Source organism: Peribacillus simplex, from assembly GCF_001578185.1.
GTDB classification, from domain to species: domain Bacteria; phylum Bacillota; class Bacilli; order Bacillales; family DSM-1321; genus Peribacillus; species Peribacillus simplex_A.
In genome coordinates, this window is the sequence record NZ_CP011008.1 from 2,537,347 (window position 1) to 2,560,127 (window position 22,781).

19 protein-coding genes, 1 pseudogene and 1 riboswitch are annotated in these 22,781 nt (G+C 40.7%); of the genes and pseudogenes, 18 read left to right on the plus strand and 2 right to left on the minus strand.

The window, feature by feature from the left end:
* Window positions 1-289 precede the first annotated feature (289 nt).
* From UP17_RS11850 to purU, 10 genes are all read left to right on the plus strand, one after another.
* On the plus strand, window positions 290-1,669 hold the full coding sequence (locus UP17_RS11850) for an amino acid permease (RefSeq protein WP_061463191.1): 1,380 nt from the start codon (window positions 290-292) through the stop codon (window positions 1,667-1,669).
* A 328-nt stretch (window positions 1,670-1,997) separates the two neighbouring features.
* A riboswitch (glycine riboswitch) is annotated at window positions 1,998-2,101 on the plus strand.
* Between the two features lie 186 nt (window positions 2,102-2,287).
* On the plus strand, window positions 2,288-3,538 hold the full coding sequence (glyA, locus tag UP17_RS11855; RefSeq protein ID WP_061463192.1) for a serine hydroxymethyltransferase: 1,251 nt from the start codon (window positions 2,288-2,290) through the stop codon (window positions 3,536-3,538).
* Window positions 3,539-3,673: 135 nt separating this feature from the next.
* Window positions 3,674-4,783, plus strand: a complete 1,110-nt coding sequence (gcvT, locus tag UP17_RS11860; protein ID WP_061463193.1) for a glycine cleavage system aminomethyltransferase GcvT — start codon at window positions 3,674-3,676, stop codon at window positions 4,781-4,783.
* A gap of 157 nt (window positions 4,784-4,940) precedes the next feature.
* Window positions 4,941-5,336 (plus strand): glycine cleavage system protein GcvH, encoded by a 396-nt coding sequence (gene gcvH, locus UP17_RS11865; RefSeq protein ID WP_061463194.1) that lies wholly within the window; start codon window positions 4,941-4,943, stop codon window positions 5,334-5,336.
* Between the two features lies 1 nt (window position 5,337).
* Complete coding sequence (gcvPA, locus tag UP17_RS11870; RefSeq protein ID WP_061463195.1) at window positions 5,338-6,690, plus strand: aminomethyl-transferring glycine dehydrogenase subunit GcvPA; 1,353 nt, start codon at window positions 5,338-5,340, stop codon at window positions 6,688-6,690.
* The gene (gene gcvPB, locus UP17_RS11875) at window positions 6,683-8,167 is read left to right on the plus strand and encodes an aminomethyl-transferring glycine dehydrogenase subunit GcvPB (RefSeq protein ID WP_061463196.1); all 1,485 of its coding nucleotides are present in this window, start codon (window positions 6,683-6,685) and stop codon (window positions 8,165-8,167) included. Before gcvPA ends, gcvPB begins: the two co-directional genes overlap by 8 nt.
* Window positions 8,168-8,377: 210 nt before the next feature.
* Window positions 8,378-9,256 carry a lipoyl synthase gene (gene lipA, locus UP17_RS11880; RefSeq protein ID WP_061463197.1) on the plus strand — a complete coding sequence of 293 codons (879 nt, stop codon included), beginning with the start codon at window positions 8,378-8,380 and terminating at the stop codon, window positions 9,254-9,256.
* 37 nt (window positions 9,257-9,293) lie between these two features.
* Entirely contained in the window at window positions 9,294-9,605 is a 312-nt protein-coding gene (locus UP17_RS11885) for an iron-sulfur cluster biosynthesis family protein (RefSeq protein ID WP_081108801.1), read from the plus strand.
* A 115-nt stretch (window positions 9,606-9,720) separates the two neighbouring features.
* Complete coding sequence (lpdA, locus tag UP17_RS11890; RefSeq protein WP_061463198.1) at window positions 9,721-11,118, plus strand: dihydrolipoyl dehydrogenase; 1,398 nt, start codon at window positions 9,721-9,723, stop codon at window positions 11,116-11,118.
* A gap of 320 nt (window positions 11,119-11,438) precedes the next feature.
* A complete protein-coding gene (gene purU / locus UP17_RS11895) occupies window positions 11,439-12,308 on the plus strand; it encodes a formyltetrahydrofolate deformylase (protein WP_061463199.1) in 870 nt (289 codons plus the stop codon).
* Window positions 12,309-12,493: 185 nt separating this feature from the next.
* On the opposite strand, the gene UP17_RS11900 is transcribed toward purU, so the two are convergent.
* Window positions 12,494-12,736 (minus strand): hypothetical protein, encoded by a 243-nt coding sequence (locus UP17_RS11900; protein ID WP_155727313.1) that lies wholly within the window; start codon window positions 12,734-12,736, stop codon window positions 12,494-12,496.
* Window positions 12,737-12,826: 90 nt separating this feature from the next.
* On the opposite strand from UP17_RS11900, the gene sdaAB reads away from it, so the two are divergent.
* Together sdaAB and sdaAA are read left to right on the plus strand one after the other, a co-directional pair.
* Complete coding sequence (sdaAB, locus tag UP17_RS11905) at window positions 12,827-13,489, plus strand: L-serine ammonia-lyase, iron-sulfur-dependent subunit beta (RefSeq protein WP_061463201.1); 663 nt, start codon at window positions 12,827-12,829, stop codon at window positions 13,487-13,489.
* Window positions 13,490-13,523: 34 nt separating this feature from the next.
* Complete coding sequence (gene sdaAA, locus UP17_RS11910) at window positions 13,524-14,399, plus strand: L-serine ammonia-lyase, iron-sulfur-dependent, subunit alpha (protein ID WP_061463202.1); 876 nt, start codon at window positions 13,524-13,526, stop codon at window positions 14,397-14,399.
* Between the two features lie 277 nt (window positions 14,400-14,676).
* On the opposite strand, the pseudogene UP17_RS27595 reads toward sdaAA, so the two are convergent.
* Window positions 14,677-14,794 (minus strand): annotated as a pseudogene (locus UP17_RS27595) (IS6 family transposase); the annotation flags it as partial.
* Window positions 14,795-15,083: 289 nt separating this feature from the next.
* Here UP17_RS27595 and UP17_RS11915 point away from each other — a divergent pair.
* From UP17_RS11915 to UP17_RS11940, 6 genes are all read left to right on the plus strand, one after another.
* Window positions 15,084-16,076: a thiamine pyrophosphate-dependent dehydrogenase E1 component subunit alpha gene (locus tag UP17_RS11915; protein ID WP_061463203.1), complete on the plus strand. Its 993-nt coding sequence runs from the start codon at window positions 15,084-15,086 to the stop codon at window positions 16,074-16,076.
* A 22-nt stretch (window positions 16,077-16,098) separates the two neighbouring features.
* Window positions 16,099-17,133: an alpha-ketoacid dehydrogenase subunit beta gene (locus tag UP17_RS11920; protein ID WP_061463204.1), complete on the plus strand. Its 1,035-nt coding sequence runs from the start codon at window positions 16,099-16,101 to the stop codon at window positions 17,131-17,133.
* 87 nt (window positions 17,134-17,220) lie between these two features.
* Window positions 17,221-18,441 carry a dihydrolipoamide acetyltransferase family protein gene (locus UP17_RS11925; protein ID WP_061463205.1) on the plus strand — a complete coding sequence of 407 codons (1,221 nt, stop codon included), beginning with the start codon at window positions 17,221-17,223 and terminating at the stop codon, window positions 18,439-18,441.
* A gap of 17 nt (window positions 18,442-18,458) precedes the next feature.
* Window positions 18,459-19,841 (plus strand): dihydrolipoyl dehydrogenase, encoded by a 1,383-nt coding sequence (gene lpdA / locus UP17_RS11930; RefSeq protein WP_061463206.1) that lies wholly within the window; start codon window positions 18,459-18,461, stop codon window positions 19,839-19,841.
* A gap of 31 nt (window positions 19,842-19,872) precedes the next feature.
* Complete coding sequence (locus UP17_RS11935) at window positions 19,873-20,649, plus strand: acetoin reductase (RefSeq protein ID WP_061463207.1); 777 nt, start codon at window positions 19,873-19,875, stop codon at window positions 20,647-20,649.
* Between the two features lie 222 nt (window positions 20,650-20,871).
* Window positions 20,872-22,758, plus strand: coding sequence for a sigma-54-dependent Fis family transcriptional regulator (locus UP17_RS11940; RefSeq protein ID WP_061463208.1), 1,887 nt, complete (start codon window positions 20,872-20,874; stop codon window positions 22,756-22,758).
* Window positions 22,759-22,781 lie beyond the last annotated feature (23 nt).

The following is a 22,781-nucleotide window of genomic DNA, read 5'->3' on the forward strand; positions in this document are numbered from 1 at the left end:
TAGGAAAATCCCTATCTTTCCTCTGTCCTTTTTTTACTAGGAAAGATAAAAAGAGAGGAGGTGCATTAAGGTCTGTGATAAATAAGTCTATCTTTTGATTTGTACAATTAAAGCTATATTTTCAAAAAGGTTGGTAGATCTATTTCACTATATCTAGTACCTATCCAAGAAAGCGCTTACATCGGCAGGGCAGTTTCCCAGTATGCTAATAATTCACACTCATTGAAAGACAGACTCTTTATTGGGAAAAAATCCAAGTATCCTATAAAAGTAGAAAGTGGGAATTCGTATGCAGGAACAAAAGTTAGATAGAGGGCTAAAAAACAGGCACGTACAACTCATCGCTATTGGTGGGGCAATCGGAACCGGATTATTTCTTGGAGCAGGAAAATCTATTCATTTAGCCGGGCCATCCATTTTAATTGCTTACATGATTACAGGCGTCATTTGCTTTTTAATCATGCGCGCACTTGGAGAACTACTCTTATCTAATTTGCACTATCATTCCTTTGTCGACTTTGTAAGAGACTATTTAGGTAATATGGCTGCATTTGTAACCGGCTGGACCTACTGGTTTTGCTGGATTTCAATCGCAATGGCCGACTTAACAGCAGTTGGTCTTTATACTCAATACTGGTTTCCCTCTGTACCACAGTGGATGCCAGGATTAATTGCACTTGTCATTCTGCTATTTATGAATCTTGCAACGGTAAAACTTTTTGGCGAAATGGAGTTCTGGTTCGCATTAATTAAAGTCATAGCTATTCTAGCACTAATTGTTATCGGTATTTTCATGATTATTAAAGGCTTTTCCACTGATTCAGGTGCAGCAAGTTTCACGAATCTATGGAGTCACGAAGGTATCTTCCCAAATGGAATAAATGGTTTTATCCTCTCATTCCAGATGGTAGTGTTTGCGTTTGTTGGCATTGAACTTGTAGGACTAACAGCAGGTGAAACAGAGGATCCAGAAAAAGTTATCCCCAAAGCGATCAATAATATTCCTATTCGGATTATAATTTTCTACATTGGCGCACTTATTGTCATTATGAGTGTTTATCCGTGGAACGCAATCATTCCAACGGAAAGCCCATTCGTCCAAGTATTTGTGGCCGTAGGTATCGCTGGTGCTGCTGGTATCATCAATTTTGTCGTCTTAACATCGGCGGCTTCGGCATGTAACAGTGCAATCTTCAGTACAAGCCGGATGGTATACTCACTTGCCAAAGATAAAAATGCACCTGTACCGTTTGCAAAACTTAATGACCGTAAAGTACCTTCCAATGCATTGGTCTTTTCAACGGTTGTCATTTTAATTTCCGTTGTTTTGAATTATTTAATGCCTGAAGGAGTATTTACCTTGATTACAAGTATCTCTACAGTATGTTTCATTTTTATTTGGGGAATTACAGTCATCAGCCATTTGAAATATCGTAAAACAAGACCAGATCTAGTGAAAATGAACAAATTTAAATTACCACTCTATCCATTTTCCAATTACTTGATCCTTGCTTTCCTAGCGTTCGTCCTTGTTGTTCTTGCACTTGCGAACGATACTCGTGTTGCCTTAATCGTAACTCCTGTTTGGTTTATTATGCTGGTTGCGATTTATAAGATGCGCAAAACGCAGGTAGAACAGGCGAATCAGAGAGAGGCAGCGGGGAATTAAGTGGCAAGAAACCCTTTGATTCCATTAACGGTGTTTGTCCAGATAGCTGCCGCTCCATATTTTCCAACTCGGTGAGTAAAAAATCTGCCCGTTATAAAAAGCTTAAGATAATCTGGATGATCATATTAAAATTCAAAAAAATATCTCAGAATATTATTGTTAGCGCTTTCAAAAATGCTTGACATAATTATTATCAACAACTATTCTAAATGTACAAATTGAATAAGCGGATGACAGTTGTGGGAGAGTGCAAAGCGACAAGCCACCGAAGGAGCAAGTTCCAAAAAGACCCTTGGAACAAATCTCTCAGGTAGATGGAACCACAAATGGACGCACCTCTGGAGAGCGCGTATAAACATTTACGCCACCAAAGGGGAAAGGCTCTATTAAAGATGGAGCTAAACTCTCAGGTAAAAGGACAGAGAAGGGTAGAGAACGCTACGACCCTTTTCTGTCCTTTTTTGCGTGCAAAAAAGGGTGTAAAGCATACTGTTATTAACAGTTTTCATAGAAAAGTAGGCCTGTAGCGAGAAAGAAACTTAATTGTCTAGTACCATATTGAAATTTGTAATTAAGTAAAAATTCAGAATTACAAGAAAACGTTAGGAGGAAAATAAAATGAGTTTACAACAAAATGATTTAACCATTTTTGATGCGATTGAGAAGGAAGGACAACGTCAACATGAAACACTGGAATTGATTGCATCAGAAAACTTCGTTAGCCCTGATGTATTAGAGGCCATGGGAAGCGTGATGACAAATAAATATGCAGAGGGTTATCCAGGAAAGCGCTATTACGGCGGATGTGAATTTGTCGATGTCGCAGAACAAGCAGCTATTGAGCGCTTAACAAAGCTTTTCGGTGCCAAATATGCAAATGTTCAGCCTCACTCAGGTGCACAAGCCAATTTCGCAGTTATTTTCGCATTGCTACAGCCTGGTGATAAGGTGATGGGAATGAACCTTTCACATGGTGGCCACTTAACTCATGGAAGTCCAGTCAGCGTTTCAGGAAAATGGTTTGAAGTTGTGTCTTATGGAGTTAGAGAAGATACACAGCTAATTGATTATGATGAGTTGGAAGCTATTGCAAAGAAAGAAAAACCTAAATTGATTATTGCTGGGACAAGTGCCTATCCAAGAACGATTAATTTTGCACGATTTAGAGAAATTGCCGATCAAGTTGGTGCAAAACTTATGGTGGATATGGCTCATATAGCCGGGCTGGTAGCTACTGGTCTTCATCCATCCCCAATCCCATATGCAGATGTTGTTACAAGTACAACTCATAAAACATTAAGAGGACCACGGGGGGGGATCATTTTAACGAACGATGAAGTAATAATCAAAGCGATTAATAAATCCGTATTCCCGGGAATTCAAGGCGGTCCACTAATGCATATCATTGCAGCAAAAGCAGTTGCTTTCAACGAGGCTTTACAACCAAGCTTTAAGGATTATGCGAAACAAGTCATTGAAAATGCTACAACACTTGGCGAAACATTAAAAAATGAAGGTGCAGCCCTTGTTTCTGGCGGAACAGATAATCATATTGTCCTTTTGGATTTACGTCCGTGGAATTTAACAGGAAAAGAAGCAGAGAAGTTATTGGAAGACGCGGGCATTACCGTTAATAAAAATACGATTCCCTATGATCCAGAAAAGCCATTTGTTACTAGCGGTATCCGAATGGGGACAGCAGCTTTAACAACTCGAGGCATGAAGAAGGAAGAGATGGTGAAAATTGGCGAAGTGATTGCAACGGTTCTAAAAAGTAAAGGGAATAAAGCCGTTATTGAGAAAGCAAGAGTAACAACTAAAGAGATTTGTGGTGTTTATCCGTTATTTCAAGAGCCAACGACTGTGTAAGCAATTATGCCTTTGCTGAAACCTGAGTAAGGGCCATGGCAGCGAGATATGTCTTTTGGAATCATGGCAATGAAAGAAACCGGTAACAGGTGAAAGAACATCTATTTTACAAAAAATCATAATTGGGGGTAGATCATGGGTATTGAAACAGCATTAAAGCAAACACCGCTTTTTGAAGTATATAAAAAATACGGAGCAAAAGTTATCAATTTTGGTGGCTGGGCTCTGCCGGTTCAATTTACTAGCATTTTAGAAGAGCATGAAGCTGTTCGAACTGAAGCAGGACTTTTTGATGTTTCTCATATGGGAGAAGTACTTGTGGAAGGGAAAGATGCCGAGAGTTATATTAACTACCTTGTTACAAACGATGTAACAAAGCTTAGCATCAATCAAGCACAGTATACCGCAATGTGTTATCCAGACGGTGGAACCGTCGATGATTTATTAGTTTATAAATTAGGGAATGAAAAATATTTACTCGTCATTAATGCCGCAAATATTGAGAAAGATTACGAATGGATGAAGCAGCATGTAAAAGGAGAGATGGCACTCCAAAATATTTCTGAAGACATCGCTCAGCTTGCCATCCAAGGACCAAAGGCAGAAAGCATTTTGCAAAAGTTAACGGAAATAGATTTATCAGAAATTGGTACTTTTAAATTCGCCCAACATGTCAACATCTCGGGGATTACCGATGTACTTGTATCCCGTACAGGTTACACAGGAGAAAATGGATATGAACTTTATTTATCTGCAGACAAAGCGGAATTACTTTGGGAAAAGATCTTAGAAGCAGGAGCCACGAATGGATTAAAACCATGCGGACTTGGTGCACGGGACACGCTTCGGCTGGAAGCACGTCTTGCACTCTATGGCCAGGAACTAAGTAACGATATCAGCCCGCTGGAAGCAGGAATCGGCTTTGTCGTAAAGACGAACAAAGAAAGTGACTTTATTGGAAAATCTGCTCTTACACAACAAAAAGAAACTGGATTAAAACGAAAATTAGTAGGGATTGAAGTAATAGGCCGGGGAATTCCGCGTCATGGTTACAAGATAATTTCTAAAGATGGAGAGGAAATAGGTATTGTGACATCAGGAACACAATCACCATCTTTGAAGAAAAGCTTAGGTCTTGCCTTGGTATCAGCCGATCAAGCTGAAGTAGGGACGCCGATACAAGTGGAAATCCGAAATAAACAGATTGAAGCCGTTATTGTTAATGCACCATTCTATAAAAGGTAAGCGGAAATATTTTAATAGAGTTATCGTGCAGTTTTCAGGAGTCGATTTCGGTTACCTTGCATTCAGCCTTGAAATCGGCTCCTAAGGGTAAAATCACCCAAGCTATATTCTGAATTATGGCAATAGTGAAAAAACCAAAAGAAAAGGGGAAAATACAATGACGAAGGTAATATCAATTTTTAGATATAGCAAAGAACATGAGTGGGTACAACAATTAGAAGGAAATCGTGTACGTATTGGAATCACTGATTATGCACAAAAGGCGTTAGGTGATATCGTCTTTGTTGAAAACCCAGCGATTGATGATGAAGTAGCTGTAAATGAATCGATGGGAACGATCGAGTCGGTTAAAGCAGTTTCCGAACTTTACTCACCTGTTTCAGGTACGGTAGTTACTGTAAACGAAGAGTTAGAAGGCGCTCCAGAGACGATTAACGAGCATCCATTTGAAGCAGGGTGGTTAGTCGAAGTAGAAATGTCCAATCCAGAAGAGTTAGACTCGCTTCTAAACGAAGATGAGTATCAAGCATTTACTAATGAAGGAGAGGAATAATATGGCAGCCACTTATAGATACCTTCCTGATACTAAACAAGACCAAGACGAGATGCTCACATTTTTAAATATTTCTTCGATAGATGAGTTATTTGAAGATATTCCAGCTGAAATCAGATTGCAGGGTGAGCTAAACATCCCAAAGGCGGTTCCTGAACCTCTGCTTGTGAAAAGAATGAACCAGCTTGCTATCAAAAACAAAAATGCGAATCATTACCCGACTTTCCTAGGTGCGGGTACATATGATCATTACATTCCAAGTGTGGTAAACCATATGATTTCACGCTCCGAATTTTACACAGCCTATACACCTTACCAACCGGAAATCAGTCAAGGTGAATTACAAGCAATTTTTGAATTTCAAACGATGGTTTGTGAGTTGACAGGTATGGATGTGGCTAATTCTTCCATGTACGATGGTTTTACATCGCTTGCAGAAGCTGCATCACTTGCTGTTGCATCTACAAGACGTTCGAAAGTTCTTGTATCCAAAGCGGTACATCCTGAATCCAGGGCAATTTTACATACAGTAGCTGGAGGCCCGGGATATACAGCTGAGGAAGTAAACCTAGTTGATGAGGTTACAGATTTAGGGAAGCTGCAAGAACAAATAGATAAGGACACTGCTGCCGTAATTGTTCAATATCCGAATTTCTTCGGTTCCATTGAGGATATAAAAGCAATTAAGAAAATTGCGGAAGAACATGGTGCCCTTTTAATCGTAAGCGCCAATCCTCTTGCACTAGCACTCCTGCAGGCTCCTGGGAAACTTGGGGCAGATATTGTAATCGGTGATATGCAGCCATTAGGAATCCCAATGTCCTTTGGCGGTCCGCACTGCGGCTATTTTGCGGTAAATAAAAAACTCATGCGCAAAATCCCAGGACGCATTGTAGGCCAAACAGCAGATGAAAAAGGACAGCGTGGATTTGTGTTAACACTTCAAGCACGTGAACAGCATATTCGCCGTGATAAAGCCTTATCCAATATTTGTTCCAACCAGGCATTAAATGCTCTTGCCTCTTCTATTTGTATGACATCACTTGGTAAGCAAGGGATTCGTCAAATGGCACAGCTAAACATTGAGAAAGCTGATTACATGGCGAAAACTCTAGAGCAGAAGGGCTTTACCATAATCAATGGGGCACCATTCTTCAATGAGTTTGTTGTCGAACTTCCTCGTCCGGTAAAGGAAGTCAATGCAAAACTTCTTAAGGCGGGTATTATCGGTGGATTTGATTTAGAAAGTGATTACGGTTTTGAAAATAAAATGCTACTAGCTGTGACTGAGCAGCGAACAAAAGAAGAAATTGACCAATTTGTTGATGCTTTGGAGGCGATTGTAAATGGTTGAATATAATGAGTTAATTTTTGAAATAAGTCGTCCAGGACGGGTAGGTTCAAGTATTCCGGATAGTGACGTTGACTATGTTGATATAAATGAAAAATTTCCAAAGCATTTAATTCGTGACGAACCGGCGGAGCTGCCAGAAGTATCAGAGTTGCAGCTTGTCCGCCACTACACAGCGCTCTCAAATAAAAACCATGGAATCGATAATGGATTCTATCCACTGGGTTCTTGTACGATGAAGTACAATCCGAAAATAAATGAAGATGTGGCACGGTTGGAAGGCTTTAGCCGCATTCATCCATATCAGCCCGTTGAAACAGTACAAGGTGCATTAGAAGTTTTATATGAATTACAGGAAGAGCTAGCCGTCATTACAGGAATGGATGCTGTAACATTACAGCCATCCGCAGGGGCTCAAGGGGAATGGACAGGTTTAATGATGGTTAAGGCGTATCATGCTCAAAAAGGTGAAACCAGAACGAAAGTACTTGTTCCTGACTCAGCGCACGGTACAAATCCTGCAAGTGCAAGTGTTGCTGGTTTTCAAACGATCACGATTCCATCCGATAAAAATGGATTAGTTGACCTAGAAGAATTAAAGAAACATGTGGGATCTGATACAGCTGCGCTAATGTTGACAAATCCGAATACCCTTGGACTTTTTGAAAAAGAAATTGTGGAAATTGCTCAGGTTGTTCATGAAGCAGGGGGCCTATTATACTATGACGGAGCGAATGCCAATGCCATTTTAGGTAAAACAACACCAGGTCAAATGGGCTTTGACATCGTGCACTTAAATCTGCACAAAACATTTACTACGCCCCATGGAGGAGGCGGCCCAGGGGCAGGTCCTGTCGGTGTGAAAGAGAAACTTATTCCTTACTTGCCAGTGCCGCGCATAGAAAAAGAAGGTGATAAATATGTGCTGGACGCTAATTATCCGCACTCTATCGGAAGGGTAAAAGGGTATTATGGAAACTTCGGAATTCTATTGCGGGCGTATACGTATATTCGCACGATGGGTCCAGAAGGGCTGCGCCAAGTATCAGAAAGTGCCGTGCTTCATGCTAATTACCTTCGTAAAAGATTAGAGCCATACTTTGAAGCGCCATATTCACAAATTTGCAAGCATGAATTTGTCCTATCCGGATCCAGGCAGAAAAAGCTGGGTGTAAGAACACTTGATATGGCAAAACGTCTGCTGGATTTCGGCTACCATCCGCCGACCATCTATTTCCCGTTAAATGTAGAGGAATGTTTGATGATTGAACCGACAGAAACAGAGTCGAAAGAAACACTCGATGCATTTGCGGATGTAATGATTCAAATTGCCAAAGAAGTAGAAGAAAACCCTGGGGTTGTTTTAGACGCACCACATACTACGGTGATTGGGCGATTGGATGAGGTCCATGCAGCTAGACAACCAATCTTGCGTTATTCCAAAGAGGAAGTAGTAGAGGAAGCAACGATAACGTCATAAATGAATGATTGAACATGGACCACCAAGGATGGATTATAAAGAAAAGAATCTCAATATTTCATTCTAGGTGGTTTCATAAGCGTGTTTAAAAAGGATATTGAGAACTAAAAAGACAGCGCAATGGAGAAACTCAATCAGTCTTTTTTTTAGCCCTATTGACCAACCTATTTAAAGCTAAAATTACATCTGCTCATAGGAGTGAGAACTAAAATGTCCATCACTGATCTTCGTAAACCAGAATGGCTTAAAATTAAATTAAATACGAATGAACAATATACAGGCTTAAAGAAAATGATGCGTGAAAAAAAACTTCATACTGTTTGTGAAGAAGCAAGATGTCCTAATATTCATGAATGCTGGGCGGTACGAAAAACGGCAACTTTCATGATCTTAGGAAGTGTATGTACGCGGGCTTGCAGATTCTGTGCAGTTCAAACAGGGCTACCATCAGAGCTTGATTGGGAAGAGCCCGAACGTGTCGCAGAATCAGTAAAGCAAATGAACTTAAAGCATGTGGTGATTACCGCCGTTGCTCGTGATGATTTAAAAGACGGCGGAGCAGAAGTATTTGCAGAAACTGTAAAGGCAGTGAGGCGGCAAAATCCATTTTGCAGCATTGAAGTTCTCCCCTCCGATCTGAATGGGGAATATGACAACTTAAAAACATTAATGGATGCAAGGCCAGACATTTTGAATCACAACATTGAAACAGTAAAACGCTTATCCCAAAAAGTTCGTGCACGTGCAACATACGAACGTTCATTAGAGTTTTTAAGGCGGGCAAAGCAAATGAATTCCACCATCCCTACTAAATCAAGCATCATGATTGGTCTAGGAGAAACAAAAGAAGAAATTATGGAAACAATGGATGATCTTCGAGCTAACGATGTAGACATCATGACTATTGGTCAATATTTGCAGCCTACTAAACGACATTTAAAGGTCGAAAAATATTGGAGCCCAGAAGAGTTTGAAGAACTGAAAAACATTGCCATGTCAAAAGGGTTTAGTCATTGCGAAGCCGGTCCGCTTGTTCGCTCCTCCTATCATGCAGATGAACAAGTTCGGGCAACTAAGGTTAATGCGTAATATTTTTCAATAAACCATTAAGAAAGGGGAGAATCAGATGATAGTCAAAATAAAAATAACAGAGCCAGCCATGAATAAACTGAAGGAAATGACATGTAAGGGTGCCCAAATTCCTCGCATAGACGCTGATATTGCCGGCGGCTGCGGGCTGTCGGTGAAGTTCTCCCTCTTATTGGATGAACCCCGCCGAAATGATGCAATTATTGAATATGAGGGACTTCAGCTTAGATTAGATCATTTTACAAAACGCTATTTAAATGAAGAAACACAAATTGATTATATAGAAGATCGTGGCTTTATTGTTGGAGAAAGCTTTGCATCCAGTGCATGTGCCATTGAAATAAATTAAAGAATCGTCACGGCTTACCTATTAATAGAATAGATCGTGTTTAATAAGTTAGTTGTTTTCTTACACTATCCATATATCTATCTGTGGTTATGAAAACCAAAGGAGGAATTATTAGGTGAATCAAAAATATGACGTTGTTATCATCGGTGGCGGAACCGGTGGATATGTTGCGGCCATTCGTGCGTCTCAATTAGGATTAAAAACGGCGGTGGTTGAACAAGGAAAACTTGGTGGAACATGCCTTCATGCAGGTTGTATTCCAAGTAAAGCATTATTAAGAAGTGCAGAGGTATATTCGAATGCAAAAAATGCAGATAAATTTGGTGTTATTGCACCGGAAGTTGGACTGGACTTCTCAAAAGTACAGGCCAGAAAAGAAGAAATAACAGAACGCTTATTTAAAGGTGTACAACATTTAATGAAAAAAGGGAAAATAGATGTGTTTGAAGGGAAAGGAAGTATTTTACAGTCAAAAGATGTTTTAGTGAAACTGATTAATGATGAACGGGAAACAATATTAAACCCTCGACATATTTTAATAGCTACAGGATCTCGTCCAAGGACATTACCCGGCCTAGAAGCAGATAGCGAATATGTGATGACATCGGATGAAGCGCTACAAATGAAAGAGCTCCCAAATTCCATCATTATTGTCGGCGGCGGTGTTATTGGAATAGAATGGGCTTCGATGCTTATTGACTTTGGATTAGAAGTGACTGTGATTGAGTATGCCGAGCGCATTTTACCGACAGAAGATAAAGATATTTCAAAGGAAGTACAGCGACTAATGAAGAAAAAAGGTGTGAAAATCGTAACAGGGGCAAAGGTACTTCCAGAATCGTTAGAAAAAGGTGACGGTGTCTCTATAAAGGCGGTATATAAAGGGAAAGACACGACATTTTCAGCAGAAAAATTATTAGTATCTGTCGGAAGATTAGCAAACATAGAAGGCATTCACCTTGAAAATACCAAAGTTGAAGTCGAGAGTGTCATTCAAACAAATGAGTATTATCAAACGAATGAGCCAAACATTTATGCAATTGGAGATGTGATTGGAGGATTACAGCTTGCCCATGTTGCTTCACATGAAGGGATCATCGCAATTGAACATATGGCAGGAGAAAACCCTGTGCCACTTGATCAAACTCTTGTTTCAAAATGCATATATAGTAACCCAGAGGTAGCTAGTGTAGGCTTAACAGAAGAGGATGCGAAGGAGAAAGGATATCAAGTAAAAACAGGAAAGTTCTCCTTCCGTGCGATTGGAAAGGCTCTTGTTTTTGGTGAATCAGATGGTTTTGTCAAACTCGTTGTTGAACAAGAGTCTAGTAAGTTGTTAGGAGCGCATATGGTTGGGCCACATGTCACCGATATGATTTCAGAAGTTGGTCTTGCACGAGTATTAAATGCAACAGCTATGGATATTGCGCATACGATACACCCTCACCCTACATTAGCGGAAGCAATTGGGGAAGCTGCCCTAGCTGTATATGGTAAGGAAATACACTCATAGATATAAAAATATTAAAAGAAGAGTTGAATACTTCTTCCTTAAGGGGAGGCGAGCCATATGATAGGTGGGAGAAGTTCGATATTGAGTATCAAATAGTTTCACTATGAAAACCGGGGATGTTAAATCACGGAAGCGGAAGCGTCTGTCAGTAAAAAATTTTAAGGTCTATCGCCCCTCTCACCGTAGTTCAAGATTGCTAGAAATGAAATTGTAGTAACGGTTTTATTCGGACACCTATAGCGGTAGAGTTTAGCCACCCCTTCTGAATTCGAAAGTTTTTACATATTTTAATTACAAATCTAAAGGATGGTGAGAGACCATTGTATAAAGAAGTGAATGTTAACCGTGCTAAATTATTAATATCTTGTCCAGAGAAACCAGGTATTATCTCAGCTGTATCTAACCTTTTATTAGAAAGCAGAGCAAATGTTGTTCATTTTGACCAACATACGACGGATCCACAAGCAGGTATGTTTTTTATGAGAATCGAATTCGATTTAAACGACTTTGATCCTTCCTATGCAAAACTTGAAGAGGACTTACATGTGCTGGCCCAGGCTTATGCGATGGAATGGAACTTAAGCGGTAATAATAAAAGAAAACGAATGGCTATCTTTGTATCCAAAATGGATCACTGTCTTATGGAGCTTATATGGCGTTGGAAATCGAATGAACTTCCAGTGGAAATTCCGATGGTGATCAGTAATCATCCAGATTTAAAAAAAATAGTAGAAAGTTATGGCATCCCTTATTATCATATTCCTTTAGCTAATGAAACGAAGCAACAAGCAGAACAGAAAGCACTGGATCTATTGAAAGGGAAAGCAGACTTTATTGCCTTGGCTAGATATATGCAAATTCTTTCCCCTACATTTGTATCGGAGTTCCCAAATCAAATTATTAACATCCATCATTCTTTCTTACCGGCGTTTGTCGGTGCAAATCCTTATGCGAGGGCCTATAACCGTGGTGTTAAGTTAATTGGAGCAACTGCTCATTATGTTACGAATGATCTTGATGAAGGACCCATTATTCAGCAAGATGTAAAGCGGGTTAATCATAGACATACAATCGAAGAATTAAAGGTTACCGGAAGTCATGTGGAAAGACAGGTTCTTGCCCAAGCTGTTTCTTGGCATATTGAAGATAGAGTTATTATTCATGGTAATAAAACAATCGTGTTTGATTAAATACAATATTATGATGTTCAATGTTAGGAGATAAACTTTAATTTTAAAGATAATTGAGGAATTTATTATTTTTCCAATATTTTTAAAGATTTTTCTCTACTAATTTATTAGAGCAGACAAAATACTCGTCCTTGGTAGTATTTTGTCATATCTCAACGGGATATCATTCCTATTTATACCTATTCCTATATTAATGCCCACATCTCAATCTCTATTATAATTAAAATCAATTCCATAAAAGTTTTGCCACGTTTACTTAAACGAAAAACAGCTTGATTCATTTTGTGCATTTGTTGATTGGGGCGATTCACTGCTAATTTCTGAGCATTATAAATATAAATAAGCATCGTAAAACTGACATGTATTTTACCTTTTTCGCCTGTTCGATAACTGAAATTATTATAGTTAAAAGAACTCTTTTTAAGCATTGATTTGCTCAAATAACGGCGAATTTGAACAAAAAGCGGCATAATGAAGGCGGTTAAACAAATCTTTTCCCAGAAAAGGGGCATTACACGATGAAATATAGATCTGCATTCGATATAATCGGTCCCGTCATGATTGGACCTTCGAGCTCACATACAGCAGGAGCTGCCAGAATCGGCAGAGTAGCACGGACATTATTCGAAAAGCAACCGAAGAAAGCCATCATTTCTTTATATGGTTCTTTTGCAAAAACATACAGGGGACATGGTACGGATGTTGCTGTCGTAGGCGGGATTTTGGATTTCGATACGGATGATGAACGAATTCCCACTTCATTGACGATAGCGGAAGAAGCGGGTATGGAAGTTACCTTTATAATCGAGGATACGGTGATGGATCATCCTAATACAGTCAAAATCTGCCTGTTCGACGAAAGTAAAGAATTAGAACTTGTTGGGATCTCGATAGGCGGCGGAACGATAGAAATAACAGAGTTGAATACGTTCAAGCTAAAATTGTCAGGTGAAAACCCAGCTATTTTAGTGGTACATAACGATGTTTATGGAATTATATCTTCCGTTTCAACGGTTTTAGCCAATCATGAAATTAACATTGGGCATATGGAAGTTTCACGTAAAGAAAAAGGTCAAATGGCTCTCATGGTGATTGAAGTCGATCAGAAAATCAAGAGCGATGTCATGAAGGAAATTGAAAGTTTGGAAAACGTGTCGCAAGTCATAAGGATGGTTGAATGATTAAAAGTGTGGGCACAGATATGGAGGTAAAAACATGTTCCGAAATGTAACAGAGTTGGTCGAACTTGCTGAAAGTAAAAATGTAAAAATCGCGGAAATCATGATTTTACAAGAAATGGAGTTCTCAAGCCTGTCGAGAGAACAGGTCATTGAAAAGATGGACAGGAATTTGACAGTGATGGAGCAAGCGGTGGAAAGAGGTCTGAAAGGGGTGCAATCCGTTACAGGTCTAACCGGCGGGGATGCCGTTCTTTTGCAAAATTATATCAAAACAGGCAAGGCACTCGGGGGCAACTTGCTACTGGATGCCGTCAGTAAAGCCGTTGCGACGAACGAAGTCAATGCAGCAATGGGAGTGATATGTGCAACTCCAACTGCCGGTTCTGCTGGAGTAGTTCCCGGTACGTTATTTGCCGTGAAAGAAAAATTACACCCAACCCGAGCTGAGATGATTGATTTTCTTTTCACTTCCGCTGCCTTTGGATTCGTGGTAGCAAACAACGCTTCCATTTCTGGAGCGGCTGGTGGCTGCCAAGCAGAAGTGGGCTCGGCAAGTGGAATGGCGGCAGCTGCGATAGTTGAACTTGCCGGCGGTACACCGAGCCAAGCCGCAGAAGCGATGGCGATCACATTGAAAAATATGCTTGGACTGGTTTGTGATCCAGTTGCTGGATTGGTCGAAGTTCCTTGCGTGAAACGAAACGCAATGGGTGCTTCCAACGCGATAACGGCAGCTGATATGGCACTTGCAGGCATTACGAGCCGCATTCCATGTGACGAAGTTATCGACGCCATGTATAAAATAGGATTGACCATGCCAGTTGCACTTCGTGAAACGGCAGAGGGCGGCCTAGCGGCGACTCCGACTGGGCGTAGATTGGCAAAGGAAATTTTCGGTTCATATAAATAAACCTACACCTTAAGCTCAGATATGAAATCCTTGTCCTCAAAAGTTCTCTGTATTGCAATACATTGGAGAAATAACAAAGTCACCTCTAGGTACAAAATTGAACCCTGTTCATGACTAATCAGGGATATAAGGTAAACCCTAGCTTCAGTTACGGAGCCTTCAGGTTTCAGAGGAATCGCATTGTAGGACTGAAACCCTTTGATTTACAAACCTTGATGACGGTCCGATCAAAATCGTATTACTTGGTGGATGAACTTTTACTGGTTTTGGACACTGATTAAATTTGTCCCTTTTTTATCATATGCATGGCCTCAGACTACTCAATATAGAGGTTACTGTTTGAACCCCAACATAGAACGCACGCGCTTCTTAATAAAACGAAGATTTTGTTCCACTTTAACTAACTTGCCCCATAAGTAAGTACGAGCATCTAAGTAAATGGTGCATAAAGAGCTTGTTCCTTAAACAGACTGCTTCCACATTCAAACCATCTTTTCACTTCAGTGGTAAGTGAATTGGGATAATATATTTTTAAAAAACGAGACAAAACGAGACAACAATCTCATTTTGTCTCGTTTTGTTTCGACTGAAAATAGAAAAAGTCCTAATTTACCGAACTTCCATTTTGGCACACTATTTGCAATATAGATCATTGACTCATTATTAATGATTGGGGGCTGAAATATGGAAACGGTTCAAAAGAATGAAATGAAGTTATCACAAGACAAAGCTTATTGGATGTACAAAAAAATGCTGGAAATAAGAAAATTTGAAGACCAGGTTCATGAATCATTTGCAAAGGGGATTTTACCAGGGTTTGTCCATTTGTATGCCGGGGAAGAAGCGGTAGCTGTAGGAGTAAGTGCACACCTATCCGATAAAGACAGCATTACAAGCACTCATAGGGGGCATGGCCACTGTATTGCAAAAGAATGCGACCTAAACGGGATGATGGCTGAAATCTATGGGAAAGTGACAGGGCTTTGTAAAGGAAAAGGCGGTTCCATGCATATTGCCGATCTCGATAAGGGGATGTTAGGCGCGAACGGGATAGTCGGTGGAGGCTTTCCGCTCGCATGCGGTGCAGCATTGACGGCCAAATATAAAAAGACTGATCATGTTAGTGTTTGTTTTTTTGGTGATGGTGCCAATAATCATGGGACATTCCATGAAGGCATAAATCTGGCGGCAATCTGGAAGTTACCCGTTATATTCATCGCTGAAAATAATGGGTATGGGGAAGCAACGCCTTTCAACTATGCTTCTAGCTGTAAAACGATAGCCGATCGTGCGATTAGCTACAATATCCCAGGTGCCCGGGTGGATGGGAAAGATGTAATGGCTGTGTATAAGGCTGCTGAAGAAGCCGTTCAGAGAGCTCGCAGGGGAGAAGGACCCTCATTAATCGAATGCGTTACTTATCGTAATTATGGACACTTCGAGGGAGATGCACAGAAATATAAAAATGAACTAGACAAAAAGGAGCATAAACAAGAGAAAGATGCGATTGCCCTGTTTCGGAATTACTTACTGAATCAGAATTTGCTGGGGGAAAAAGAATTGGTTTCTCTTGAGAGTGCCGTTGAGGAATCTATTAAAGAGGCAGTAAAGTTCAGTGAAGAAAGCCCGTATCCAGATGAATCCGATTTATTAAAAGATGTGTATGTATCCTATTAAACCAAAAAAGGAGGAATTTTAGATGAGTAGAAAAATCAGTATGTCACAAGCGATAAATGAAGCAATGGCCATTGCAATGAGAAAAGATGAAAATGTCATCCTTATGGGAGAGGATGTAGCGGGCGGTGCTGAAGTTGATCATCTGCAGGATGACGAAGCATGGGGTGGCGTTTTAGGTGTCACAAAGGGATTGGTTCAAGAGTTTGGCCGGGACAGGATCCTCGATACACCCATTGCAGAAGCAGGTTATATGGGAGCGGCAATGGCAGCCGCTTCAACAGGTTTACGACCGATTGCCGAGTTAATGTTCAACGATTTCATTGGCAGCTGTTTAGATGAAGTATTGAATCAAGGTGCTAAGTTCCGTTATATGTTTGGGGGGAAAGCACAAGTTCCTGTGACGATCCGTACGATGCATGGTGCAGGATTCAGGGCTGCAGCTCAGCATTCACAAAGCCTTTATGCCTTGTTTACAAGCATTCCTGGATTAAAGGTGGTCGTTCCATCTTCCCCATATGATGCAAAAGGGCTCTTGCTATCAGCCATTGAAGATAATGATCCAGTCATATTTTTTGAAGATAAAACGCTATATAACATGGTAGGGGAGGTCCCAGAAGGCTATTATACAATCCCGATCGGCAAAGCCGAAATTAAAAGGAATGGCTCGGATTTGACGGTCGTTGCCATCGGTAAACAAGTTCACACGGCAATGGAGGCTGCTGAAAAACTTGCAGCGAAAGGAATTGAAATTGAGATTGTAGATCCAAGGAGCTTGTCACCGCTGGATGAAGAATCGATCCTCTCCTCTGTGGCAAAAACAAATCGTTTGATCGTGATGGATGAAGCGAATCCTAGATGCAGCATGGCAACGGATATTGCCGCATTGGTTGCGGATAAGGGATTTGACACGCTCGATGCGCCAATAAAAAAGATTACAGCTCCACATACACCTGTACCTTTTTCTCCTCCGCTAGAAGATATTTACCTTCCAACATCGGAAAAAGTGATACAGGTCGTTTCGGAGTTATTGGGGGAGCCATCCATTCTGGGGGTGTAATTCAATAGTATGATGCTCCAGCTTTTTAAGCCGGAGCAAGCAAACCAATAATGGACACAGAAACCAATCTGAAGGGAGAAAAAAGATATGGCGGTCGAAGTGGTAATGCCAAAATTGGGCATGGCAATGAAAGAAGGCACTGTTTCGTTATGGAGTAAGGAGGTTGGGGATTCGGTCGAAAAAGGTGAAGCAATAGCCAGCATCAATTCGGAGAAAATAGAAATGGATATCGAATCTCCAACGGAAGGTACCATTCTGAACATAGCTGTTCAAGAAGGACAAGGTGTACCCCCAGGAACCGTTATCTGTCACATTGGCAATCCGAACGAAAAAATTATGATCAAAGAACCTGTTGCTGAAAAAATCGATTTGGAAATTGATGAACAAGAAAAGCCGAAAACCAAAGAGTCACCCATTTTGCCACAGGGGGACCGATTATTGATCACCCCAATTGCACGAAAAATGGCACAGGCAGCCAATCTTGATATTGAGAAGATCCAAGGTACAGGACCAGGCGGAAGAATCACTAAAGATGATGTACAGAAAGAAATGGAGAAAAGGGATTCCAAGTCAGTAAATAAAGAAGAAAGAATAGTGGACCCCCAACATCCTTTAGAAAGTCCACAGCAAATTCCAGTGTCAGGAATGAGGAAAATCATTGCCAAGCGTATGAAGGAGAGCTTGCAAAACAGTGCCCAATTAACTCTCACGATGAAGGTTGATGTCACCGATTTAGTCATACTGCAAAAACAAGCCAATGAAATCCTACAAAGACATGAATCAACTAAACTGACGATAACGGACTTTGTTGCCAAAACTGTCGTACTTGCACTAAAAGAGCATCCTAAAATGAATAGTGCTTATATTGAAGATAATATCCATTTGTATGAGCATATACATCTTGGATTAGCAGTGGCCTTGGAGAAGGGGCTTGTTGTTCCGGTCATAAGAAACGCCGAAAGTTGTACCATAAGACATTTATCGAAAAAGGGTAAGGAACTGGCTAGGCGTGCACGTGACGGTCAATTGCCTAGTAAAGACATGCAAGGGTCAACTTTTACCATCAGTAACCTGGGGGCATACGGAGTTGAGCACTTTACACCGATTCTGAATACACCTGAAACAGGGATACTTGGGATTGGATCTGCTTACGATACCCCGCTTTATATTGGCGATGAATTGGAAAGAAGAACAATCTTACCACTCAGTTTAACTTTTGATCACCGAGTACTTGACGGAGCACCTGCTTCTGCCTTTTTACAAACACTAAAAAGGTATTTAGAAGAGCCGATCACCGTGATTTTATAGAAAGGTAGGGAAAGCACTTGAATCGTATAGCCATTATAGGCGGAGGTCCTGCTGGGTATGTAGCGGCAATCACTGCTGCCCAGCAGGATAAGGAGGTCATATTGGTAGTCGATGGTCCATTAGGTGGAACCTGTTTAAACGAAGGGTGCATGCCAACGAAGTCACTATTGGAAAGTGCCGATACGTATGAATTGGTGAAAAATGCTGGCCAAATGGGAATTCGGCTCTCCCCCAATTCCATTGAAGTCGATTGGGAAACCGTTCAGGAACGTAAAAAAGATGTCGTAACTAAACTGTTGAATGGCATTCAATATTTAATGAAAAAGAATAAAATAAAAGTCATTCAGGGAAGAGCGTCAATCCTTTCGAGCCATCGTCTGAGGATCGAGAACGGAAATAAGAATGAAGAGATTGAAGCTAGTAAGGTCATCATTTCAACTGGGTCTGAACCGATTCCATTACCTTTTGCGCCGTTTGATGGAGAATGGATCATCCACAGTGGTCAAGCCATGTCACTTCCTGCTATTCCAGCTTCGTTACTAATTATCGGAGGCGGAGTCATCGGATGTGAATTTGCCAGTATTTATAGTAGGATGGGCACCAAGGTAACAGTTATCGAGATGGGGGAAAAGCTGCTTCCAGAGGAAGATGATGATATCTCGAGCATCTTGCATAAAGAATTGAAAAGCCAAGGCGTGACAGTCCATACCTCCACATCTGTAAAAAATATCAATTCAACTAGTAAGACGGTGTTTTTGGAGAAAAGCAATGGGGAATTGGAAGATTTTCATGCTGATTACGTACTCGTATCAATAGGGAGAAAACCAAGAGTGCACGGGATGAACCTAGAGGGAAACGGTATTGATTTTTCCCGAATTGGCATCTCGGTGAATGATCGAATGCAAACAAGCAATCCCTCAATTTATGCCTGTGGTGATGTGATCGGGGGTATACAACTTGCCCATGTTGCTTTTCATGAAGGGCGGGTGGCGGCTCTGAATGCCTGTGGTCAATTTACACAAGTTAATTACCGGGCAATCCCTCGCTGCATTTACACCTCCCCGGAGATTGCCAGTGTAGGCTTGACGGAAAGAGAAGCGCGTAAAAAATATGGAGGGATTAATGTTGGGGAGTTTGCTTTTTCAGCAAATGGGAAAGCCGCCATTTCCAATAAACCGGCAGGAAAGGTCAAAGTCCTTGTAAACCCTCAATATAATGAGATTTTAGGCTTTTCCATCGTTGGTCAACATGCAACGGAATTGATCGGTCAAGGAACAATCATGCTGCATGCGGAAATAACGGCAGAAATGATGGAAGATTTAGTGGCGGCGCATCCAACCTTGTCGGAATCCATCCATGAAGCTCTTTTAAATGTTGTAGGTCAAGCAGTACATTCTTAAAACTATTCATGTAACATAAGGGGGATTTTGTATGGCTAGCGGTCATCGAACGGCGGTAGTCACTGGTGCAGGACGTGGTATCGGACGTGCCATTGCTTTAAGATTAGCTCAAGATGGATTGAATGTGGTGATTAACGACGTCAATCTGGAAACGGCAAAATCGGTCGTAAATGAGATTAGGGAACTTGGACGTGAAAGCTTTGCCATTAAAGCAGATGTAAGCAATAGACGGGAAGTATTCGAAATGGTTGATCAAGTGGTGGAACGTTTTGGACAACTGGATGTAATGGTTTCAAATGCAGGAATAGCTCAAATAAAGCCGTTATTGGAAGTAACTCAAGCAGACCTTGAACAGATTTTCAAGATAAATGTCAATGGTGTCCTTTATTGCCTGCAAGCCGCTGCTGAACAAATGAAAAAGCAAGAAGGCGGGAAAATTATTAGTGCTGCCAGCATTGCCAGTTTTAAAGGCTTTAGCTTGCTTGGTACATACTCAGCCACAAAATTTGCCGTGAGAGGCCTTACACAAGCGGCAGCACAGGAATTGGCCCAGTTTGGCATCACGGTGAATGCATACTGTCCAGGAATTGTCGGGACGCAAATGTGGGATTTAATCGATGAAAAAATGGGGCATTATATGAATCTTGAAAAAGGGGAAACATTCAAAAAGTTTACTGATTCCATAGCCTTAGGACGCTCCGAAACCCCAGAAGATGTTGCCAAGTTCGTATCATATCTTGCTTCACCTGATTCTGATTATATGACAGGTCAATCCATCATGATTGATGGGGGTGTCCTTTTTTCATAAGCTAGCAAATATAAGGATCGATAGAGAAGCTTCATGTGAATAATCACATGAAGCTTTTTTAGTAAACTCAATCAATATATTGTAAGCGGATACATAATCTACTATAATTAAATGGACCTCGATTAACATCCTTATTTATAACTCCATGGTATTTTTCCGCTAGATTTACTAAGTGTATTTTCATTTTTGAAGGTTCAAACCAAATGATTAGAGGAGGATTATATGCTGTCCACTAGTTGTTATCTACGTACATGGGAACGCTTTATCAGTGAAGGTGTTCTAGATTCAAATCGTCTGAACAAGCGAATAATGGAATCTTGGCATCGTTGCAAAAAAGATCAAGTCAACCCGTACCTTAATAAAGGCAAGCACATATTGACAAGTGAATTATTGGACATTCAAAAGGAAAAAAACTCATTCCTATTAGAATTGGCATCACCCCAATTATCAAGGATGAATCAATCTATAAAAGAATCGGGAATGATGGCTTTATTAGTCGATCCCGATGGATATGTCCTATCACTTTCCGGAAACGAGAAAATCCTCAATGAGGCAGGCAAAATAAATTTTGTGGAGGGTGTACGCTGGACGGAGGGTGAGGTCGGAACGAACGCAATTGGAACAGCTTTGAAAACGGGTGAAGCCGTCATGATCCAAGGTACTGAACACTATTCCATTGCTTCACATAAATGGAGTTGCTCTGCTATGCCCATTTTAAATGAAGACGGGAAGATATTAGGCGTTTTGGATATATCGTGTCCAGTAGAATATTCCCATCCTTCCATGCTGGGGATGGTAGCCAATTTAGCGTATACGATCGAACAGGAAATGGGAGTGCGTTCCTATAAAAAGGAGCTGGAACTGATCCAGCACTCAATAGAACTTGCAGAAACCTATCCAGATCGTTTCTTTATCGTTTGTAATCATAAAGAAATGATCATATCCGCCAGCAAACTGGTTCGCAAAAAAATCCCTCAATCCATTGGCATGGCATTGGCCGATCTATTAAATCATGGCTATCGAATCGTTAAGGAAAACTTGCTTCTATCTAAAGAAGATAATAGGATTTCCGGTAAGTATTTACTCTTATCTGAAAATCATGGTCATAAAACCAATAGGCTTTTTCCTGCTTCAATGCCATCTGAAGTGTTTGACTTCAAGGGAGAAAGCGGGATTAGCGAATCCTTTCAAAACACATTGCAGAAAATGAAGCTTGTTGCACCGACAGAAGCTAATGTGTGCATATTTGGTGAAACTGGGGTCGGAAAAGAGCTTATTGCCATGGCTATCCATGAAAATGGCTCTCGAAAAAATGGACCGTTCATCACTATAAATTGCGGTGCCATCCCTAAAGATTTAATGGAGAGTGAACTATTCGGTTATGTTGATGGTGCATTTACAGGGGCTAAACGGCAAGGGCACAAAGGGAAGTTCGAGCAGGCGAATGGAGGGACCATTTTTCTTGATGAAATTGGTGAAATCCCACTAGCTATGCAAGTTGCCTTACTGCGTTTACTTCAGGAAAGAAAAATCGTTCCGATCGGTGGTACCAAAAGCATTTCATTGGATATTCGCATTATCACTGCAACACACCGTAATCTTGAAGAGCTTGTCAATGATGGGTCCTTTCGTCAAGATTTATATTATCGATTGAACGTTTACCCCATTCATGTACCCTCCTTAAGGGAAAGAATCGAAGACATTTCTTATCTAGTCAACTACTTGTGTTTAAAGAATGATTGGAATATTCCATTAACGGAAGAGTTAATGAAGCGATTAAAGGATTACAATTGGCCAGGCAATATAAGGGAGCTACAGAATGTACTCCAGCGATTGACCATCTTACTCGCGGAAGGACCTCTGGATTATATTCAAGTGTTGAATTCCATGCATTCACTGCCCAGTGCCCGGCATGATGATATCCCTTCATTGAAGGAAGGCGGTAAAAAATGCATCAAGGGGAATGAACTGACGATCCGTGAAAAAATCCAACGGGATCTAATGTTAGAGGCATTACAAAGATCAAGAGGAAATGTCACCGCTGCAGCAAAGTTTATGGATATACCAAGAAGTACATTTTACAAGCGGCTCCATAAGTATGGTTTATAGACAGGCCAATGTACATTATGTAA